At 38.2% G+C, this 19,462-nt stretch carries 15 protein-coding genes; 11 read left to right on the top strand and 4 right to left on the bottom strand.

Going from position 1 to position 19,462, the window contains the following annotated elements:
• Positions 1 to 37: 37 nt before the first annotated feature.
• From B3C16_RS10890 to B3C16_RS10875, 4 genes are all read right to left on the bottom strand, one after another.
• The gene (locus B3C16_RS10890; RefSeq protein ID WP_158592557.1) at positions 38 to 175 is read right to left on the bottom strand and encodes a hypothetical protein; all 138 of its coding nucleotides are present in this window, start codon (positions 173 to 175) and stop codon (positions 38 to 40) included.
• Between the two features lie 29 nt (positions 176 to 204).
• A complete protein-coding gene (locus B3C16_RS10885) occupies positions 205 to 567 on the bottom strand; it encodes a hypothetical protein (protein WP_121313106.1) in 363 nt (120 codons plus the stop codon).
• Positions 568 to 694: 127 nt separating this feature from the next.
• On the bottom strand, positions 695 to 1,336 hold the full coding sequence (locus B3C16_RS10880; protein ID WP_121313107.1) for an endonuclease III domain-containing protein: 642 nt from the start codon (positions 1,334 to 1,336) through the stop codon (positions 695 to 697).
• Between the two features lie 3 nt (positions 1,337 to 1,339).
• Entirely contained in the window at positions 1,340 to 2,203 is an 864-nt protein-coding gene (locus tag B3C16_RS10875; protein ID WP_121313108.1) for an alpha/beta fold hydrolase, read from the bottom strand.
• Between the two features lie 75 nt (positions 2,204 to 2,278).
• Here B3C16_RS10875 and B3C16_RS10870 point away from each other — a divergent pair, with 75 nt between their 5' ends.
• The 11 genes from B3C16_RS10870 (at position 2,279) to B3C16_RS10820 (ending at position 19,455) form a co-directional block, all read left to right on the top strand.
• Complete coding sequence (locus B3C16_RS10870) at positions 2,279 to 4,219, top strand: alpha-1,4-glucan--maltose-1-phosphate maltosyltransferase (RefSeq protein WP_291131559.1); 1,941 nt, start codon at positions 2,279 to 2,281, stop codon at positions 4,217 to 4,219.
• Positions 4,219 to 5,856 carry a maltokinase N-terminal cap-like domain-containing protein gene (locus tag B3C16_RS10865; RefSeq protein ID WP_121313110.1) on the top strand — a complete coding sequence of 546 codons (1,638 nt, stop codon included), beginning with the start codon at positions 4,219 to 4,221 and terminating at the stop codon, positions 5,854 to 5,856. Before B3C16_RS10870 ends, B3C16_RS10865 begins: the two co-directional genes overlap by 1 nt.
• 157 nt (positions 5,857 to 6,013) lie before the next feature.
• A complete protein-coding gene (glgB, locus tag B3C16_RS10860; protein WP_291131556.1) occupies positions 6,014 to 7,918 on the top strand; it encodes a 1,4-alpha-glucan branching protein GlgB in 1,905 nt (634 codons plus the stop codon).
• A 166-nt stretch (positions 7,919 to 8,084) separates the two neighbouring features.
• Positions 8,085 to 10,484, top strand: coding sequence for a glycoside hydrolase family 31 protein (locus tag B3C16_RS10855; RefSeq protein ID WP_291131554.1), 2,400 nt, complete (start codon positions 8,085 to 8,087; stop codon positions 10,482 to 10,484).
• A 79-nt stretch (positions 10,485 to 10,563) separates the two neighbouring features.
• Positions 10,564 to 11,382: a M48 family metallopeptidase gene (locus B3C16_RS10850; RefSeq protein WP_121313113.1), complete on the top strand. Its 819-nt coding sequence runs from the start codon at positions 10,564 to 10,566 to the stop codon at positions 11,380 to 11,382.
• 71 nt (positions 11,383 to 11,453) lie between these two features.
• The gene (locus B3C16_RS10845; RefSeq protein ID WP_291131552.1) at positions 11,454 to 12,746 is read left to right on the top strand and encodes an MFS transporter; all 1,293 of its coding nucleotides are present in this window, start codon (positions 11,454 to 11,456) and stop codon (positions 12,744 to 12,746) included.
• 44 nt (positions 12,747 to 12,790) lie between these two features.
• Positions 12,791 to 13,570, top strand: a complete 780-nt coding sequence (locus tag B3C16_RS10840) for a hypothetical protein (protein WP_291131550.1) — start codon at positions 12,791 to 12,793, stop codon at positions 13,568 to 13,570.
• A 200-nt stretch (positions 13,571 to 13,770) separates the two neighbouring features.
• The gene (gene lon, locus B3C16_RS10835; protein WP_291131548.1) at positions 13,771 to 16,224 is read left to right on the top strand and encodes an endopeptidase La; all 2,454 of its coding nucleotides are present in this window, start codon (positions 13,771 to 13,773) and stop codon (positions 16,222 to 16,224) included.
• A gap of 129 nt (positions 16,225 to 16,353) precedes the next feature.
• On the top strand, positions 16,354 to 17,385 hold the full coding sequence (gene porQ, locus B3C16_RS10830; protein WP_121313117.1) for a type IX secretion system protein PorQ: 1,032 nt from the start codon (positions 16,354 to 16,356) through the stop codon (positions 17,383 to 17,385).
• Between the two features lie 50 nt (positions 17,386 to 17,435).
• Complete coding sequence (gene cmk / locus B3C16_RS10825) at positions 17,436 to 18,131, top strand: (d)CMP kinase (protein ID WP_291131545.1); 696 nt, start codon at positions 17,436 to 17,438, stop codon at positions 18,129 to 18,131.
• 67 nt (positions 18,132 to 18,198) lie between these two features.
• Entirely contained in the window at positions 18,199 to 19,455 is a 1,257-nt protein-coding gene (locus tag B3C16_RS10820; RefSeq protein ID WP_291131543.1) for a nucleoside permease, read from the top strand.
• Positions 19,456 to 19,462 lie beyond the last annotated feature (7 nt).

The raw sequence follows: 19,462 nt of genomic DNA, 5'->3' as shown, positions 1-19,462 counted from the left end.
TAACGATGAGGGGTTTTTTGTTTTACAGAAGTTTGGCCTATTTACCGAAAGGGATTTTTTCTATAATATCTGAATATTGTTTGGTTTGATCGTTGAATCTTCGCAAATAAATTGCATCACAACTAAATTCAAAATTAACCTCACTGTTTTGAAATAATTCATAAGCTGCTTTCATTTTTTTGGCATCAAGTCCACGAGCTATGCTTAAATGAGCATGAGCAGTTTTGATTTTAAAACTATATATTGATGCAAATCGATAATGAGTTGATTGAGGTATTGTTGTGAAGTCTCATTCGGTGCAATGAAAAAGGTTCTTTCTCCAAAAGAATCCCAAGTGTTTAAAATCACATTTTGCGGAACGACAGTCTTACAAAATTCTTTTATCTGTTCAAGATGAAGTTTGAGTGAGAATTCGTTATCAAAGTTAATTATTGTAATATGTGCTGCCGCATTGGCACTGCCAAACCAACCAATATGATTTTTAAGCAATTGCTTATAGGATTTGATTAAAGCCGATTGTTCAGGTGTTGGAAAGAGGACAATTGAATAAAGCGGAATTTGTTTCATGATTCTAAGAATTGCGTGAGGGATTCCTTTGGCAGTCGCTTTGCTCGTGTGGAGCAGCTACCATGTAGCGCGGATAGCCCGACCCCTTTCGGCAGGCTCAAGGCAGGCAAAAGGGGACACGCCCAAATTATATAGTTTTCAAAGTATACTGACAATCATTTTGAATGGGACATTGCGGACATTTTGGATTGGTTGGACGACAAGTTTCCCTTCCTAAAAAGGAAGTGGCCATCCCGATTTCTCCCCAAATGGCTTTTGGCAACGTTTCCATCAATTGTTTTTCGACTTTATTTCCATCTTTAGCTTCCTGAATGACACCTATTCTTGGCGCTACTCGGATAACGTGTAAATCAGCAATAATACCTTCAGCCGGAACTTTCATTTCTCGCATAATCACATTGGCCGATTTTCTGCCGATGCCTTTTAAAGCGATTAATTCGGTTAAATTTGTTGGAATATTGCTGTCTGTTTTTAGCGTTTGAGCAATTTCTATGAGCCAACTGGATTTGGTACTGAAGTTTCTAACTTTGCTAACCAATGGAAATAAACTGTCAAATGAAGCAGTTGATAATGCTTCTAAATTTGGGTACTCTTTGAACAATGCCGGTGCAATTTTATTGATATTCGCATCAGAATCCTGAGCTGACAAAATCACCATGACCATCAATTGGTATAGATTTTCATAATCTAACGGATGTTTTTTGTCTCGGTATAAATCTAAAATGGGCTGTAATTTTGGAACCCAATCGGTGGTTTCAAATAAACTCATAACTTATGCTTTTAAAAATTCTTTAATGCGGTTAATTACCAATTCATTTCCTAATATTTTTCGATGACCTAAGTGTTCCGTAATCATCAGCTCACTATACTTAAGGTGTTTGTCGATATTATATGCTGCTTTTACTGAAACATCGTGGTCATTTTGGTCGTGTATTATAAGGACTGGAATCTTAACAGATTCAGCAGAAAAATGAGCAGAATAGCTTTCCATCGGTTCGCCAAATTTCTTTTCAAAATGCTGTTTCATCATTCCGGCAATTTTAGGATTCAATTTTAAATTCGATATAAAATCATCTAATATATCTTGAATAATATCGCCACTGCCAATAATTACCGCTTTTTTAACTTTTAGATTTTGTTTGATAGCATTCAGGATTGACATGCCGCCAAGTGAATGACCAATTGCAAATTCGAATGGTCCAAATTGTTTCTCAATGGCTAAAATAGAGGCAATAAACTCGGTCATAATGGTTGTTTTTCCCTCAGATTTACCATGAGCGGGCGCATCAAAACTAATGGTTTGGTATCCCATTTTTACTAATTCATCCGCAATTTTGACCAACTGCGTGCCTCTTCCTGACCAACCGTGAACTAACAAAACTTTCTTTTCTCCTTCGCCATATTCATAAATCGTGATTTCTTTTTTTAGGCTGGAAACCAATAGTTTGCTTTGACGACTATTTTGTTCCATTTGAAGTTCTCTCTTGGGAATTTTGTATTTTATCGGAGTCGTAAACAATTTAGCGGCGAATAATGTGGCCCATTTTGGAGAAAATGCCTCTAATAATTTAGCCGTAAGTAGAATTGGCTTAGGAATTTGCAATGATTGGTTGCTAATTGGGGATTTTTTTGTCATTTCAATAAATTTTGTAACTAACCAAAAGTTAAAATATTTTTTTTTTAAATTTCAACATCATAAATATAAGTCAAAATGCAAAATCAAACCCGAATAATTATTGAAAATGTCACGCCTCAATTAGACGGAGGCGCTTTTTATATCAAGCGAATTGTTGGACAAACCGTGATCGTAAAAGCCAATGTTTTTGCCGATGGTCATGATGTGATTGCTTGCTGTGTAAAATACAAACACGAAAAAGATAAAAAATGGCAAGAGGTAAGATTGCAATCTTTAGGAAATGATGAATGGACTGCCCAATTCAAAGTAGAAAAACAAGGTCATTATACTTATTTCGTAGAAGGTTGGGTTGATTATGCACTCAATTGGCAACATGGAACCGAAAGAAAAATCCAAGACAACCAACACGTAAAATCTGAATTATTAGAAGGTGCCGAATATTGTCAAGCGATTTTAAAAGAAGTCGGTAAGGATGAGAAAGCCTATTTAACTGCTGCTATCAAAGCCTTTCAAGACGAAAAACAATACGATAAAGCTACAGTAATAGCCTTGTCAAAAGAACTACACTACATATTTGAAAATTACCCAACCAGAACATTAGCGAATACTTCTGCAGAATTAAAAATTTATGTCGATAGAAAAAAAGCCTTGTTTAGTACATGGTATGAATTTTTTCCACGTTCAGCGTCGCAAGAAAAAGGGAAACACGGAACGTTTAAAGACTGTGAAAAGTTACTGCCAAGAGTTTCGGCCATGGGATTCGATACTTTGTATTTTCCACCAATCCATCCGATTGGAGAAGTGAATAGAAAAGGAAAAAACAACGCCACTAATGCGCAGCCAGGAGATGTAGGTTCGCCATGGGGAATTGGTTCCAAACATGGCGGTCACAAGTCTACACATCCTGATTTAGGGACAATAGACGAATTCAAATCGTTAGTAAAAGCGGCCAAAAGTTTAGGCATTGAAGTCGCTATGGATTATGCATTGCAAGCCGCACCGGATCATCCTTATGTAAAAGATTTTCCTCAATGGTTCAAATGGCGTCCGGACGGAACAGTGCAATACGCAGAAAATCCACCTAAAAAGTACCAAGATATTCAGCCGATTTACTTCGAAAGTGGTGATTGGAAAAACCTCTGGAAAGAGTTACTAGACGTGGCTTTGTTCTGGGTAGAAGAATGTGATATTAAAGTATTCAGAGTCGATAATCCGCATACCAAACCGTTTTATTTTTGGGGTTGGTTAATCGCCGAAATTAAGAAAAAACATCCCGATGTCCTCTTTTTGGCAGAAGCGTTTACGGCGCCAAAGGTCATGCACGAGTTGGCCAAACAAGGTTTCTCACAATCTTACACGTATTTCACTTGGCGCAATACCAAAGCCGAATTAATCGAATATGTTGAAGAACTCACCAAAACCAACCAAGCCGATTTCTACCGACCAAATTTCTGGCCCAATACGCCTGATATTTTGCCTTATGCGTTACAAAGCGGTAACGAAAGTGTGTACCTTCACAAATATTTCTTAGCGGCTACACTAAGTTCAAGCGTTGGAATTTACGGTCCGGCATACGAATACATGGTGTCGGAAGCAATGCCCGGAAAGGAAGAATATTTCAATTCAGAAAAATACGAATGCTATCATTGGGATTGGACCGTCCAAAATAAGTTAATTACGCTGATTACAAGACTAAACAGAATCCGCCACGAACAACCGTCATTACAACAAACCAATAATATACAGTTCTGTAATACGGACAATGACCAAGTGTTGGCTTACTATAAATATGACGATGCCAAATTAGATGAAACATTAATGATTTGTAGCCTTGATCCTTACTATGCCAAACAAACTTGGATTCAATTGCCTTTACAAGCTTTGGGAGTTCAACCCGGACAAACTATTAAAGTGGTCGACTTAATTACCGGTAACAGCTATTATTGGGATAAAGAATGGAATTTCGTTGAATTGCATCCGGCTTTACCATTTCATTTATTTAAAATTCAGAAATAATGATTGATGCTAAAATTAATGAAGATGAATTTATCAATCCGTACGTTTTTAAAACGGATTGGAAGACAGCCTTTGAAGACGAAGAGTTTATAAAAGTTTTCTCTTCAGATATCTTGGAAAACTATATCATCAACAAACGATGGTATGGCGGAAAAGCCAGCACACTAAAGTATATTGAAGTTGTGGATTGGTTCAAAATCACTTCTAAAAAGAATACTTATTATGGTGTTTTGTTGGAAGTGAATTTTAAAGAGGCTTTTTATCAACATTATTTTATGCCGATTTCCTTCATGTCGGAAGACGAATTGGATACCAATACCATCATCGCGCCTGTAAAAATGGGCGGACAAGAAGGATTTTTAGTTGATGCATTACACCAAGAAGATTTTCGAAAATTACTATTTGATAAAATCGTCACTTCCGCCGGGAAGGACGACAAAGTCAAATTCCACAAAGGCGAAAAACTCGAAGAAACCGAATACAAATCGTCCAAGTTTATGGGCGTAGAGCAAAGCAATACTTCCATTATTTACAATGGAACTTTGGTGCTGAAAATCTTCCGAAGAATCTACATCAGCATGAATCCCGATTATGAAATCAGTCGATTTTTGACCGAAACAATGGATTTCCAACATTCGCCGGCTTACACCGGAAGCATCAGCGTCGTTTTATCCGAAGGCAATATTACTTTGGGATTAATGCAAGAACTGGTGCCGAATCAAGGTGATGCGTGGCAATTCATGCTCGAAGAAGTCGACCGGATTTTTGATAATCTCAAACACAAAAAAATCAAAATCGCCAAATTACCAGATATCGAATTGTTCAAGCGCTTAAAAATAAACGAAGTGCCACACGAAATCATCGATTGGGCAGGATTGAGCATTTTTCTACGCATTCACACTTTGGCCACAAGAACAGCCGAAATGCACATCGCACTCGGTGGCGACATTCGCGATACGGCTTTTACGCCAACGACCTACAACGGCGATTACACCGTTTGGCTCAAAAATCGGCTGACGTATCAGTTCCAAAACCGATTGAATATTTTAGAAAATAACTTGCACAAACTCGACGGTTTGGCACTCGAACTCGCCAATCAATTCCTCGATAATAAAAAAGAAATTAGAAAATTGTTCCTCGATTTCGACTGGACGAAAATGAAATCCGAACGCATCCGAATCCACGGCGATTACCATCTCGGACAAGTGTTGGTCAACGGTGACGATTTTTATTTGCTCGATTTTGAAGGCGAACCCGAAAGTACGATTCGCGACCGAAAAGTAAAACAACCGCCACTGAAAGACGTCGCCGGCATGTTCCGTTCGTTCCATTACTCAATTTACGCGACGCTTTTTAACAATAAGGACAAATATCCATACGAACAAAAAGAGCTGTTCCAAGCCGGTGAAATCCTGTTCAAATATTTTGTAGGCGTGTTTTTGCAAACCTACACCGAAGTCGCCCAAGGAGGCAATCTCAACATTGGTTACCGAAAAGAAATCGACTTCCTGCTCAAATATTGCATCCTAGAAAAAGCGGTTTACGAACTCGGTTACGAACTCAACTCAAGACCACGCTGGGCCGTAATTCCACTCACCGGAATCGCCAGTATAATGGAATTTGAAGCGAAAGTGTAGGCAGTTTCAGCCCCGAAGCTTCGAGGGTAATTCCCGCTTTCCGTTGCAAGTCCCAATAAATTGGGAGCTTTCCACTGCAATCGGGGCTAGATAGGAATTGAATTGATATAAAATAAAAGACAGTCGCGAATTCGCGGTAAAAATAAACCACAAAACAATGAACCAAGTACAAGTACATTCGCTTTTTACCGATTTTGATATCGATTTATTCAAAGCCGGAAAACATTTCAGACTCTATGAAAAACTCGGCGCTCATCTCACCGAAGTGAATGGCGTAAAAGGCGTTTACTTTGCCGTTTGGGCACCATCGGCGCGTTCGGTTTCCGTAGTCGGCGATTTTAATTATTGGATACAAGGCGAACACCAACTCAATGTACGTTGGGATGCTTCAGGCATCTGGGAAGGATTTATTCCCGGCGTTGATAAAGGCACCACTTACAAATACAAAATACAATCCAACAATAACGGGATTATCACGGAGAAAGCCGATCCGTTTGCACTTTACTGTGAACATCCGCCACAAACCGCCTCGGTCATTTGGGACTTAGATTACAAGTGGAAAGACAAGAAATGGATGGACACGCGTAAAGACAAAAACGGTTTAGACAAACCTTATTCCGTTTACGAAGTACATTTAGGTTCGTGGCGCAGAAACAGCGAAGGCAACTTTCTGACGTATTTGGAAATGGCCGACCAATTGGTCGCTTATGTCAAAGAAACCGGTTTCACCCACGTCGAATTCATGCCGGTGATGGAATATCCGTATGATCCGTCTTGGGGTTATCAATTGGTGGGTTATTTTGCACCAACTTCCCGTTTTGGTAAACCGCAGGATTTCATGGTTTTGGTCGATAAATTACACCAAGCCGGAATCGGAGTCATCTTGGATTGGGTGCCATCCCATTTCCCCGATGACGCGCACGGACTAGGATTTTTCGACGGTTCGAACTTATACGAGCATCCCGACAGAAGAAAAGGCTATCATCCCGATTGGAAAAGTTTGGTGTTCAATTATGGCCGCAATGAAGTGCGTTCGTTCTTAATCAGTAATGCTATTTTCTGGTTGCAACAATACCACGTTGACGGTTTACGAGTGGATGCTGTTGCGTCAATGTTATACTTAGATTATTCTAGAAAGGAAGGCGAATGGGAACCGAATATCTACGGCGGAAGAGAAAACTTAGATACAATTAGTTTCCTAAAAGATTTCAATGAAGCAGTTTATTCTGCTTTCCCGGATGTGCAGACCATAGCCGAAGAAAGTACCAGCTTTCCAATGGTGTCGCGACCAACTTTCATCGGTGGTTTAGGTTTTGGCATGAAATGGATGATGGGCTGGATGCACGATACGTTACAATATTTTAAAAAAGAACCGGTTTACCGACGTTTCCACCAAAATGACCTGACTTTCTCAATGACGTACGCATTTACAGAAAACTTTATGTTGCCGCTATCGCATGACGAAGTCGTTTATGGTAAACACTCCATTTTAGGCAGAATGCCTGGAGACGAATGGCAGAAGTTTGCCAATCTTCGTTTGTTGTACGGTTATATGTTTACCCATCCTGGCGGAAAATTATTGTTTCAAGGTGCCGAATTCGGGCAAAGCAGCGAATGGAATTTTGAAGGCAGTTTAGATTGGCATTTGCTACAGTTTGGTTATCATAATGGCATCAAAAAATGCATTACCGATTTGAATGCGTTATACAAAAACAATCCGGCGATGTATGAAAAGCAATTCCACGTGGATGGTTTTGAATGGATCAATTATTCCGATAGTGAAAATGCGGTCTTGAGTTATATCCGCAAAGGACTAAACCCAAAGGACGACTTGATTATTGTAGCCAATTTTACGCCGGTAGTTAGAGAGAATTACAGAATTGGTCTACCAACGAAAGGAAAGCTTATACAAATTTTCAACTCCGACAGTACAGAATACAACGGAAGCGGCGTTGTAATGACCAAACCCATTAAAATAGATAAAACGGCGTGGAATTACCGAGACTATTCAGCCGAATTGGTTTTGCCACCATTAGGCGTTACTGTTTATAAGATTTCGTAAACGATTATTAATTCAAATAAAGAAGAAGTTAACTTTCTGACTAGGAGAGTTGACTTCTTTTCAGTTATCCTTATCCGCAAACGTTGTAGTTAAAAACTACTTTACCTATATGTAAAATTATCGTTGTCATCTTTGTAAATTTGGCACAAGACACAAACACAATCTTATGATTACCAACCAAGAACTTGAATTTAAAGGAGATCAATTCCCTTCCAAAATAGTTTCTTTCGAACAAGATGTTGACAGTATTTATTTCAATACCGACAACAATGTAATTTTGAAAATCACCATACTTCGCGACAGCTTAATTCGTTTCAGATATACAACCAAAGGCTACTTTAGCAACGATTTCTCATATGCTATTGACAAAACGCAATCGCATGGTTACAATCAGTTGGAAGTCATTGAAGAGCAACAATTTTACCTAATCAAGACCAGCAAAGTTTTTTGCAAAATCAACAAGAAAGATTTAAAGATTTCTATACATGATATCGATGGGTTTACCATTTTGGAAGACGAAATCGGTTTCCATTGGGAAGAATGTTATGAACATGGTGGCAATATTGTAAAAATGAGTAAGGTGTCTAAAGATGGCGAAAGTTTTTACGGTTTGGGCGACAAACCAACACATTTAAATCTAAAAGGGAAACGAGTAGAAAATTGGGCAACCGACCAATATGCCTTCCATAAAGACCAAGAGCCTTTGTATAAAGTTGTTCCGTTTTACATAGGCTTACACCACAATAAAGCTTACGGGATTTTCTTTGACAATACCTTCAGAACTTTCTTTGACTTTTGTCATGAACGCAGAAATGTTACTAGTTTTTGGGCAGAAGGTGGAGAAATGAATTATTATTTTTTCTATGGTCCGAAAATGAGCGATGTCGTTATTAATTATACGCATTTAACCGGAAAGCCTGAATTGCCGCCAATGTGGACATTAGGTTACCACCAATGCAAATGGAGTTATTATCCGGAAAACAAAGTCAAAGAAGTCACGAGTAAATTTAGAGAGTTAAAAATTCCCTGTGATGCGATTTATTTAGACATCGATTATATGGAAGGCTTCCGATGCTTCACTTGGAGCAAAGAATATTTCCCGGAACCCAAAAGAATGGTTGCTGAATTGGCGGCAGCTGGTTTTAAAACGGTAGTCATTATTGACCCGGGAATCAAAATTGATAAAGATTATTGGGTTTACCAAGAAGCTTTGAAAAATGAATATTTCTGTAAACGTGCCGATGGTCCTTACATGAAAGGAAAAGTTTGGCCGGGCGAATGCAATTTCCCCGATTATACCAATCCGGAAGTCCGCGAATGGTGGGCTGGATTGTTCAAAGAATTGATTTCGGAAATCGGCGTAAAAGGTGTTTGGAACGATATGAACGAACCGGCCGTAATGGACGTTCCCGGAAAAACTTTTCCGAATGACGTACGCCACGATTATGACGGGAATCCATGCAGCCACAGAAAAGCACACAACGTTTACGGAACGCAAATGGCGCGGGCGACTTATGAAGGTGTAAAACGTTTTGCCTATCCGAAAAGGCCATTTATTATTACGCGTTCGGCGTATTCAGGAGCGCAACGGTATACATCGTCCTGGACAGGTGATAACGTCGCCAGTTGGGAACATTTATGGATTGCCAACATCCAAATGCAACGCATGTCAATTTCAGGAATGGGCTTTACCGGTTCTGATATCGGTGGATTTGCTGAGCAACCTTCGGGCGAATTGTATGCGCGTTGGATTCAGCTTGGCGTATTCCATCCTTTCTGCAGAACGCATTCTTCGGGCGATCACGGCGAACAAGAACCTTGGTCATTTGGTGATGAAGTCATTGATATTACGCGAAAATTTGTAGAATTGCGTTACCAATTGTTGCCGTATTTGTACACTATGTTTTGGCAGTATGTCAACGAAGGAACGCCGATGTTGAAACCATTGGTGTATTTCGATCAAGATGATTTCCATACGCATTACAGAACTGATGAGTTTATTTTTGGGAATCAAATTTTAGTGTGTCCAATATTAGAACCAAACGCACAAGGTCGCAGAATGTATTTACCAAAAGGCAATTGGTACAATTTCTGGACAAATGAATTGGTTGAAGGAAAAAAGGAACTTTGGATTAAAACCAGTTTCGATCAAATCCCGATTTTCATCAAAGAAGGAGCGATTATTCCGAAATATCCGGTGCAACAATATGTGGGCGAATTGCAATTTGATGAGCTGACTTTGGATGCTTATTACAAATTTGGCAAAGAAAAATCGACCGTTTACGAAGATGCTCAAGATGGTTATGATTATAACAAAGGCCGTTTTTCCTTGAGAACATTTACTTTGAACGGAAAAGAAAAGGAACTAATCATTCAGCAACATACCGAAGGAACATTTGAAACGCAATATTCCAGATTCAAGATTAATTTAAAAGGATTGCCGTTTAAAGTAAAGAGAATTGAATTGGACAATGAAAAAATAACTTTGGATCAAGTACAACTTAATGGAGATAATTCCTTAATCATTGGGAAAGACTTCACAGAAATACACTTGTTCGGAGGATAAATTATGTAATTTTTTTATTAAAATTATGTAATAATTTGGAACATAGATTGTGTAAATTTGTCATTCAAATGATATAAACATGAAAAAAGGAATTTTATTTTTTGCTTCGCTACTGATTCTAGTGGTAGCATCATGCTCTACAAATCCGGTTACCGGAAAAAGAACATTGGCATTGGTGTCTAATTCTGAAATTTTCGCCTCTTCTTTTAGTCAGTATGGCGAATTTTTGAAAACCAATAAAGTGATTACCGGAACGACTGATGCCAAAAGAGTGGAAAATGTTGGAATGAAAATCAGAGCTGCAGCAGAAAAATTATTGAAATCAAAAGGAACAGCAGATCAGTTAGAAGGATATGCTTGGGAGTATAAATTGGTTGATAACAAAGAAGTAAATGCTTGGTGTATGCCAGGCGGAAAAATTGTTTTCTATTCAGGAATACTTCCTATCTGTAAAGATGATGCTGGAATGGCCACAGTTATGGGGCACGAAGTTGCACACGCCCTAGCCAATCATGGTCAACAACGTATGAGTGCAGGATTAGCACAACAATTAGGTGCCGGTGTTACGCAAGCAGTTGTAGGCGGAAAAAGTGCCGAAACACAAGCATTGGTAATGCAAGCTTATGGTGTTGGTACTAGCGTTGGTGGCATGTTACCTTTTAGCAGAAGTCACGAAACAGAAGCAGATGAAATAGGGCTTACTTTAATGGCAATTGCCGGTTACAATCCGGATGCTTCAGTAGCTTTTTGGGAAAGAATGTCAGCGAAATCCGGAGGCAATGCACCTGCTGAGATCTTGAGTACGCACCCGTCAGATGCTACAAGAATTGCCAACCTTAAGAAGTTAATTCCTAAAGCAAAAGCAGAAGCTGCTAAGTTTGGCGTAACGTTTAAATAACACAGTCAATTCAAAAAAAGAGTATATTTAGTCCCGATTTATATCGGGATTTTTTTATTTAAAGATATTTTATGGCAACACTTCCAAAAGGTCATCCAAAATTACTCAACGCTTGGGCATTTTATGACTGGGCGAATTCAGTTTACAGTTTGGTAATTGCTTCGGCAGTTTTCCCTATTTTCTACAATGCCTTGTTTGATGAAAACAATCCTTATGTTAATTTGTTTGGCTATAGTTTTAAAAATTCGGCACTGATTAGCTTTGTTACGGCTGGTGCTTTTTTATGTGTGGCTATTTTTTCTCCGTTACTTTCAGGTATTGCAGATTATACCGGGAACAAGAAGATCTTTATGCGCCTCTTCAATTATATTGGCGCTTTTTCTTGTATTGGCTTGTACTTTTTCGATTTGGATAATATCCTTTTGGGATTGGTATTCTACTTTTTTGGATTGATTGGATTTTGGGGAAGTTTGGTGTTCTACAATTCTTATTTACCTGATATTGCTTTTACAGAGCAACAAGATAAAATTAGTGCCAGAGGTTATTCTATGGGTTACCTCGGGAGCGTTTTACTTTTGATAATTAATTTGGCCATGATTATGACAGCCGACAAAGCTGATAAAATCGACATGATGAAATATTCATTTGTTATGGTGGGTATTTGGTGGATTGTCTTCAGTCAATACACCTATTATTATTTACCAAAAGGCAATGCTAATCAGCAAAAAGTTACCCGTTCGGTCATTTTTAATGGCTTTAGAGAATTGCGAAAAGTTTGGAATAAGCTTCAAACCGAAGTACCGCTGAAACGATATTTGTTGAGTTTCTTTGTCTTTAGCATGGCAGTACAAACCGTGATGTTAGTCGCAACCTATTTCGGAGCCCAGGAAATTAATTGGGCAAATGATGAAGAAAGCCAAACCGGATTGATAACCTGCATTCTTTTAATTCAACTGATTGCAGTGTTGGGTGCTTTTTTAACGTCGAGAGCTTCCGGTAAATTTGGAAATATTAAAGTGTTGATTGTGTTAAATGCTTTTTGGGTTTTATTATGCGGATTTGCTTATTTTATTACAACGCCAATGGAGTTTTACATCATGGCTTCTTTAGTCGGATTAGTGATGGGCGGAATACAATCCTTAGCCCGTTCGACTTATTCAAAGTTTTTACCGGAAACGGAAGATACAACCTCTTTTTTTAGTTTTTATGATGTGTCTGAGAAAATAGGAATCGTAATCGGGATGATGGTTTATGGTTTGATAGACCAAATTACAGGCAGTCCGAGATTTGCCATTGTTTTTTTAGGATTATTTTTCCTATCAGGATTGTTATTATTGTTGAGAATACCAAAAAAACACTTGTAATAAATCCAAAAAAAATTATATTTGAACAAAATTTGTAAAAAGTCATGAAAAACATAAAACTTTTAATTGGAATATTTTTAGTCCTTACTGCTTTTACTTTCACTTCTTGTGAAAACGAGCCGATTGACAGCGCCATTGATTTAGGAAATCCAACAAATCCCGGTGGAGGCGGAAATCCGGGCGGAGGCGGAGGTGGAGGTGGAACTTCGACAGGAGATTATTGGCCAACAGCTTTAAATAACCAATGGGTTTTCAAACAAGATGGTGTTGTGCAACCACCCATGAAAATGGTTTCGATTAATAGTATCGGTTCTTTTACCTATTATACTTTCGATCAATTATTCGGTACTGGCAGCAGCGGAGTTTCAGCAGGAGTTGTAGCTCGCTTGAGAAAAAATTCAGGCGATTATTATCTTAAAATTGAAGACTTCACTTTTGATACAGGTTTGGGAATCACAGGTTTATTAACGGGATACGAAATGTTGATTTTGAAAGATTATTTAAATGTCAACCAAACATGGTCAGGTAGTTTTTCACAAACAGCCACTTTCACAGGTTTGCCAAGTACAACACAAGCTACAAACTACAGCGGAGTTATACTCGAAAAAGATGCATCAGTTACTGTAAATGGAATCAATTATACTAACGTAATCAAAATGAAATTAACCCAATCCGTTACTGTAATGGGAACAGCTACAAGTAATGTTGTAACGGAGTATTGGTTTTCCAAAGACATTGGGCCGATTAAGGCGGTTACAATTTCAACCGACGATACCGGAACAGAGACGATAACGAATGAGTTACAATCACACATCGTAAACTAAATCAAATCCGCCAAATTGGCGGATTTTTTTTTCGGCATAATCCTTGTCCTACCATTGCGCTTAACGATATAAAGTTTTAGGTTTATTTAAACCTAAATCATTTGTAGTACGTCGATTATAATTTATTTGTATCTAAAGATGTCCTACTTTTGTCAAGCATTATTTATTTTTAATGTCAATTTGACTAAATCAAGTACCACATGTCAAACCACAATATTTTAACTCTTGACAGTCTGTCATTGCAGGAATTCGATGAACAAACCGATTTAATTCCGCTTTTAACTCCCGAAGATGAAGAGGAAATGAATAAGGAAGAATTACCCAATTCATTACCTATTTTGCCTTTGAGAAACACCGTTTTATTTCCGGGAGTAGTAATTCCAATTACCGCCGGAAGAGACAAATCCATCAAGTTAATCAATGATGCCAATGCCGGCAATAAGATTATCGGTGTAGTCGCTCAGAAGAATGAAGACGATGAAGATCCAACCAAAAATGACATTCATACTGTGGGAACAGTAGCCCAAATTCTAAGGGTTTTAAAAATGCCCGATGGTAATATTACGGTTATTTTACAAGGTAAAAAGCGTTTCGAAATAAACGAAGTTACAGCAGAAAGTCCTTATCTGAAAGCGACTATCAAAGAAGTTGAAGAAAAGCGTCCGACCAAAAAAGATACCGAATTTCAAGCCATAGTGGATTCTATCAGAGAATTGGCGATTGAGATTATCAAGGAAAGTCCAAATATTCCAACCGAAGCGACATTCGCTATAAAAAATATAGAAAGTCAATCTTTCTTAATCAATTTTGTTTCTTCTAATATGAACCTTACGGTAAAAGAGAAACAGGATTTATTGATGATTAACGTTTTGAAAGAAAGAGCTTTGGAAACCTTGCGTTATATGAACGTAGAGTTGCAAAAATTGGAATTGAAAAACGATATTCAGTCTAAAGTTCGTTTCGATTTAGACCAACAACAACGCGAATATTTCTTGCAACAGCAAATGAAAACCATCCAAGAAGAATTGGGTGGCGTTTCGTATGAGCAGGAAATTGAAGAAATGCGCATCAAAGCCAAAACCAAAACTTGGGACGAAAAAACTGCCAAACATTTTGAGAAAGAAATTTCCAAAATGCAGCGTATGAATCCGCAAGCACCCGATTTTGGTATCCAAAGAAACTACTTAGAGCTGTTTTTAGAATTGCCTTGGAACCATTTTTCCAAAGACAATTTCGATTTAAAACGCGCTCAGAAAATATTAGACCGTGACCATTTCGGTTTAGAAGATGTTAAGAAAAGAATCATTGAGCATTTAGCGGTTTTGAAATTGCGAAATGACATGAAATCGCCAATCATCTGTTTAACCGGTCCTCCGGGTGTTGGTAAAACGTCAATCGGAAAATCTATTGCTGAAGCTTTAGGCAGAGAATATGTTCGCGTTTCTTTAGGCGGTTTGCGTGACGAAGCTGAAATTCGCGGACATCGTAAAACCTATATTGGTGCGATGCCGGGAAGAATCATCCAAAGTTTGAAAAAAGCGGGAACTTCCAATCCGGTGTTTGTTCTGGATGAAATCGATAAATTGTCTAACAGTCACCAAGGCGATCCGTCTTCGGCTTTGTTAGAGGTTTTAGATCCGGAACAAAATAGCGAATTCTACGATAATTTCCTCGAAATGGGTTACGACCTGTCCAAAGTAATGTTCATTGCAACTTCGAATAATATGTCAGCCATTCAACCGGCGTTGAAAGATAGAATGGAAGTCATTAAAATGACCGGTTATACCATCGAAGAAAAAACCGAAATTGCGCGCCAACATTTGTTACCAAAGCAATTAAAGGAACACGGTTTAACTACTAAAGATTTAACGATAGGAAAAAGACAATTAGAAAAAATTGTTGAAGGGTATACTCGTGAATCCGGTGTGCGTAGTTTGGAAGCCAAAATTGCTCAGGTGATTAGAAATGCAGCCAAATCAGTAGCAATGGAAGAAGAATACAACAAGAAAGTAACTGATGAAGATATCGTGACTATTCTTGGTGCACCAAAATTAGCCCGAGACAAATCCGAAAGCAATGATGTAGCCGGAGTGGTGACCGGATTGGCTTGGACATCGGTTGGTGGTGATATTTTATTTATTGAATCTTTAATTTCTGCCGGAAAAGGGACTTTAACCTTGACCGGAAATTTAGGGACAGTAATGAAAGAATCAGCGACGATTGCTTTAGAATATATTAAAGCCAACGCAGAAATTTTTGGGCTTGATCCTGAAATGATTGCCAAATACAACATCCACTTACACGTTCCGGAAGGTGCTACGCCAAAAGACGGACCAAGTGCCGGAATTGCGATGTTGACTTCTTTAGTGTCATTATTTACGCAAAAGAAAGTGAAGAAAAACTTGGCCATGACCGGAGAAATTACGCTTCGTGGTAAAGTATTACCGGTTGGTGGTATCAAAGAAAAAATATTGGCAGCCAAAAGAGCCAACATCAAAGAAATCATTTTGTGTCACGAAAACAAAAGCGACATTGATGAAATCAAGCCTGAATATATTGATGGTTTGACGTTTCATTACGTAAAAGAAATGAGTGAAGTGATTGATTTCGCCTTGACCAACCAAAAGGTAAAAAATGCTAAAACACTAAAATAAAATTCAAAATAAAAGGTTGAAAGGCATGAGCAAAATAACGCTGATGCCTTTTTTTATTAACTTTTTTCCTCCGATATAAAATAATATCTTCGCATTTCCGTTATAGTGTATAGCCATAAGTCTATTTTAATGTTTAGAACAACAATTTGTATTGTATTTTGCCTCGCCAATTTGATCTCTTTCGGACAAGTTGGAGGAAAGTCAGTATACCAATTTCTAAACTTAGTGACTTCACCAAGACAAGCGGCTATTGGCGGAAAAGTGATTACTTTTTACGACCAAGATGTCAATCAAGCGCATTTTAATCCGGCTTGTATCAATGGCGAAATGGACAATAAATTATCGTTGAATTACGGTAGTTATTTTGGCGAAGTGACTTACGGAACAGCTTCTTACGCTTATACTTATGACCGACATGTGCAAACGTTTTTTGGTGGCGTAAACTATGTTAACTATGGAAAATTTGACGGTTATGACGAAAACGGTCAGCAAACATCAAGCTTTACCGGAAGTGAAATAGCCTTGTCTTTTGGATATGCTTACAACATTCCTTTTTCTGATTTTTATATTGGTGCCAATGCCAAACTGATTTCTTCTACTTTAGAAAGTTACAATTCTTATGGGGCGGCAGTTGATATTGGAGCCTTGTTTATAGACACTCGAAATGATGTCAATTGGGCAATCTCTATCCGAAATATTGGAACGCAAATTACACCTTATGCTGAAACTCGTGAAAAACTTCCTTTAGAAGTATTAATTGGCGTTTCTCAATTGATGGAAAACGTACCGATTCGTTGGCACTTGACTTTGGAAAACATGCAACAATGGCAAGTGGCTTTTGCGAACCCAAATAGGGCAGAAGGAAATTTAGATGGCGGTTCGACACCTGAAAAAGTTTCATTTTTCAACAACGCTTTACGACATGTTATTGTGGGAGCCGAATTGTTTCCCGACAAAGGATTCAACCTCAGATTGGGTTATAATTTCAGACGAGCAGAAGAATTACGTATCTTAGAGCAACGAAATTTCTCCGGAATCTCGGTTGGTTTCGGACTGAAAGTCAATAATTTAAAATTCAATTATTCCTATTCCAGATATACTTTGGCGGCCAACACAAGTTTGTTTGGTTTGACTATCGATTTTTCAGGGAACAGATATTAAATACTAATGAAACCGCAGGTTCACGAACATCAAAAAATAATTTTATAATTGTGAGTAAAAAAATTACCATTGCCATTGACGGATTTTCTTCCACAGGAAAGAGCACTTTAGCCAAACAATTGGCGAAACATTTAGGATATGTTTATGTAGATTCGGGTGCGATGTATCGCGCAGTGACTTATTTTGCGATGCAAAATGGTTGTATTGGCACCGATTTTTTTGACAAGGAAACTTTAATCAACTCTTTGCCTTTTATCAAATTACATTTCGAGTTCAACTCAGAATTGGGTTTCGCCGAAATGTATTTGAATGATGAGAATGTTGAATCTGCTATCAGAACTATAGAAGTTTCCGGTTTTGTGAGCAAAGTAGCTGAAGTTTCTGAAGTTCGTGCCAAATTGGTCGAACAACAGCAAGAAATGGGCAAAGGAAAAGGGATTGTCATGGACGGTCGCGATATCGGAACCGTTGTTTTTCCGGATGCTGAACTCAAAGTATTCATGACCGCCAGTCCGGAAACGCGCGCACGTCGTCGTTTCGACGAATTACAAGCCAAAGGACAAAACGTTTCATTCGAAGCCGTTTTAAAGAACGTCGAAGAACGCGATTATATTGATACACACAGAGATGATTCTCCTTTAGTCATGGCAGATGGTGCGATTGAAATTGATAATTCTTCGCTAACTCGTGAAGAACAGTTTGAAGAAGTTTTGGGCTTAGTCAATAAAGTTTCGAAATCGTTGTAACTATTTGTTTATCTCAATATAAATAGTAGATTTACGGGTTGTTATTATAAAACCAAAAACCACTATTATGAGTATAAAAAACAGATTAATTGCCATGAACTTCTTTCAGTTCTTTGTTTGGGGTGCGTGGCTTATTACGATTGCCAACTTTTGGTTCGGAACCAAACAATGGGATGGAACACAATTCGGCTTGGTATTCGGTACTATGGGAATTGCTTCTTTGTTCATGCCAACCTTAACCGGAATTATGGCTGACCGTTGGGTTAACGCCGAAAAACTATACGGCATTCTTCACATATTGTATGCCTTGGTTTTATTTTATCTTCCACAAGTAACTACTCCTGATAATTTTATTTATGTAATGCTTTTGGCAATGTGTTTTTACATGCCGACGATTGCCTTATCCAATTCTATTTCCTATACTGCTTTAAAAAACAGTAAAGATAGTGATGTCGTGAAAGATTTTCCACCGATTAGGGTTTGGGGAACGATTGGTTTTATTGCCGCCATGTGGTTGACTAATTTGTCAGGAAATAAAGCTACAGCTTATCAGTTTTACATTGCCGGTATTGCTGCTATTTTATTAGGATTGTATGCTTTTACCTTGCCGAAATGTAAGCCGCAACATACCAAAGTTGATAAATCTTCCTTTGTTGAGTCTTTAGGATTGGAAGCTTTTAAATTATTTGGAACTTATAAAATGGCATTGTTCTTTATATTCTCTATGTTTTTGGGTGGCGCTTTGCAGTTGACCAATGCTTATGGAGATGTTTTTTTAGATGAGTTTAAAAATGTTCCTGAATATGCCGATTCATTTGTGGTTAAATATTCAACCATCATCATGTCTATTTCTCAAGTTTCGGAGACTTTATTTATTTTAGCCATTCCGTTTTTCTTAAAACGATTCGGAATCAAGCAAGTGATGTTAATCTCGATGTTTGCTTGGGTTTTGCGTTTCGGATTATTCGCTTATGGCAATCCAACTGATGGGTTATGGATGATTATCATGTCATGTATTGTTTACGGAATGGCGTTTGATTTCTTTAATATTTCCGGTTCTTTATTTGTGGAAACTTCTACGGATGCCAAAATTCGTTCGTCAGCCCAAGGATTGTTTATGATGATGACCAATGGTGTTGGTGCGATATTAGGAAGTTTTACTTCAGGATGGGCGATTGAAAAATTCTTTACTCATGATGGTGCTCGAGATTGGCACAGCATCTGGTTGGCTTTTGCAGTCTACTCATTAGTAATTGCCATTGCATTTGCAGTATTGTTCAAACACAAGCACGACCCGAATACTGTGGCCAATGTTAGTCATTAAAAATACA

Origin of the sequence: Flavobacterium sp. UBA7682, from assembly GCF_002482945.1 — a bacterium.
Taxonomy (GTDB): domain Bacteria; phylum Bacteroidota; class Bacteroidia; order Flavobacteriales; family Flavobacteriaceae; genus Flavobacterium.
This window is presented reverse-complemented; position numbering and strand designations above follow the sequence as displayed.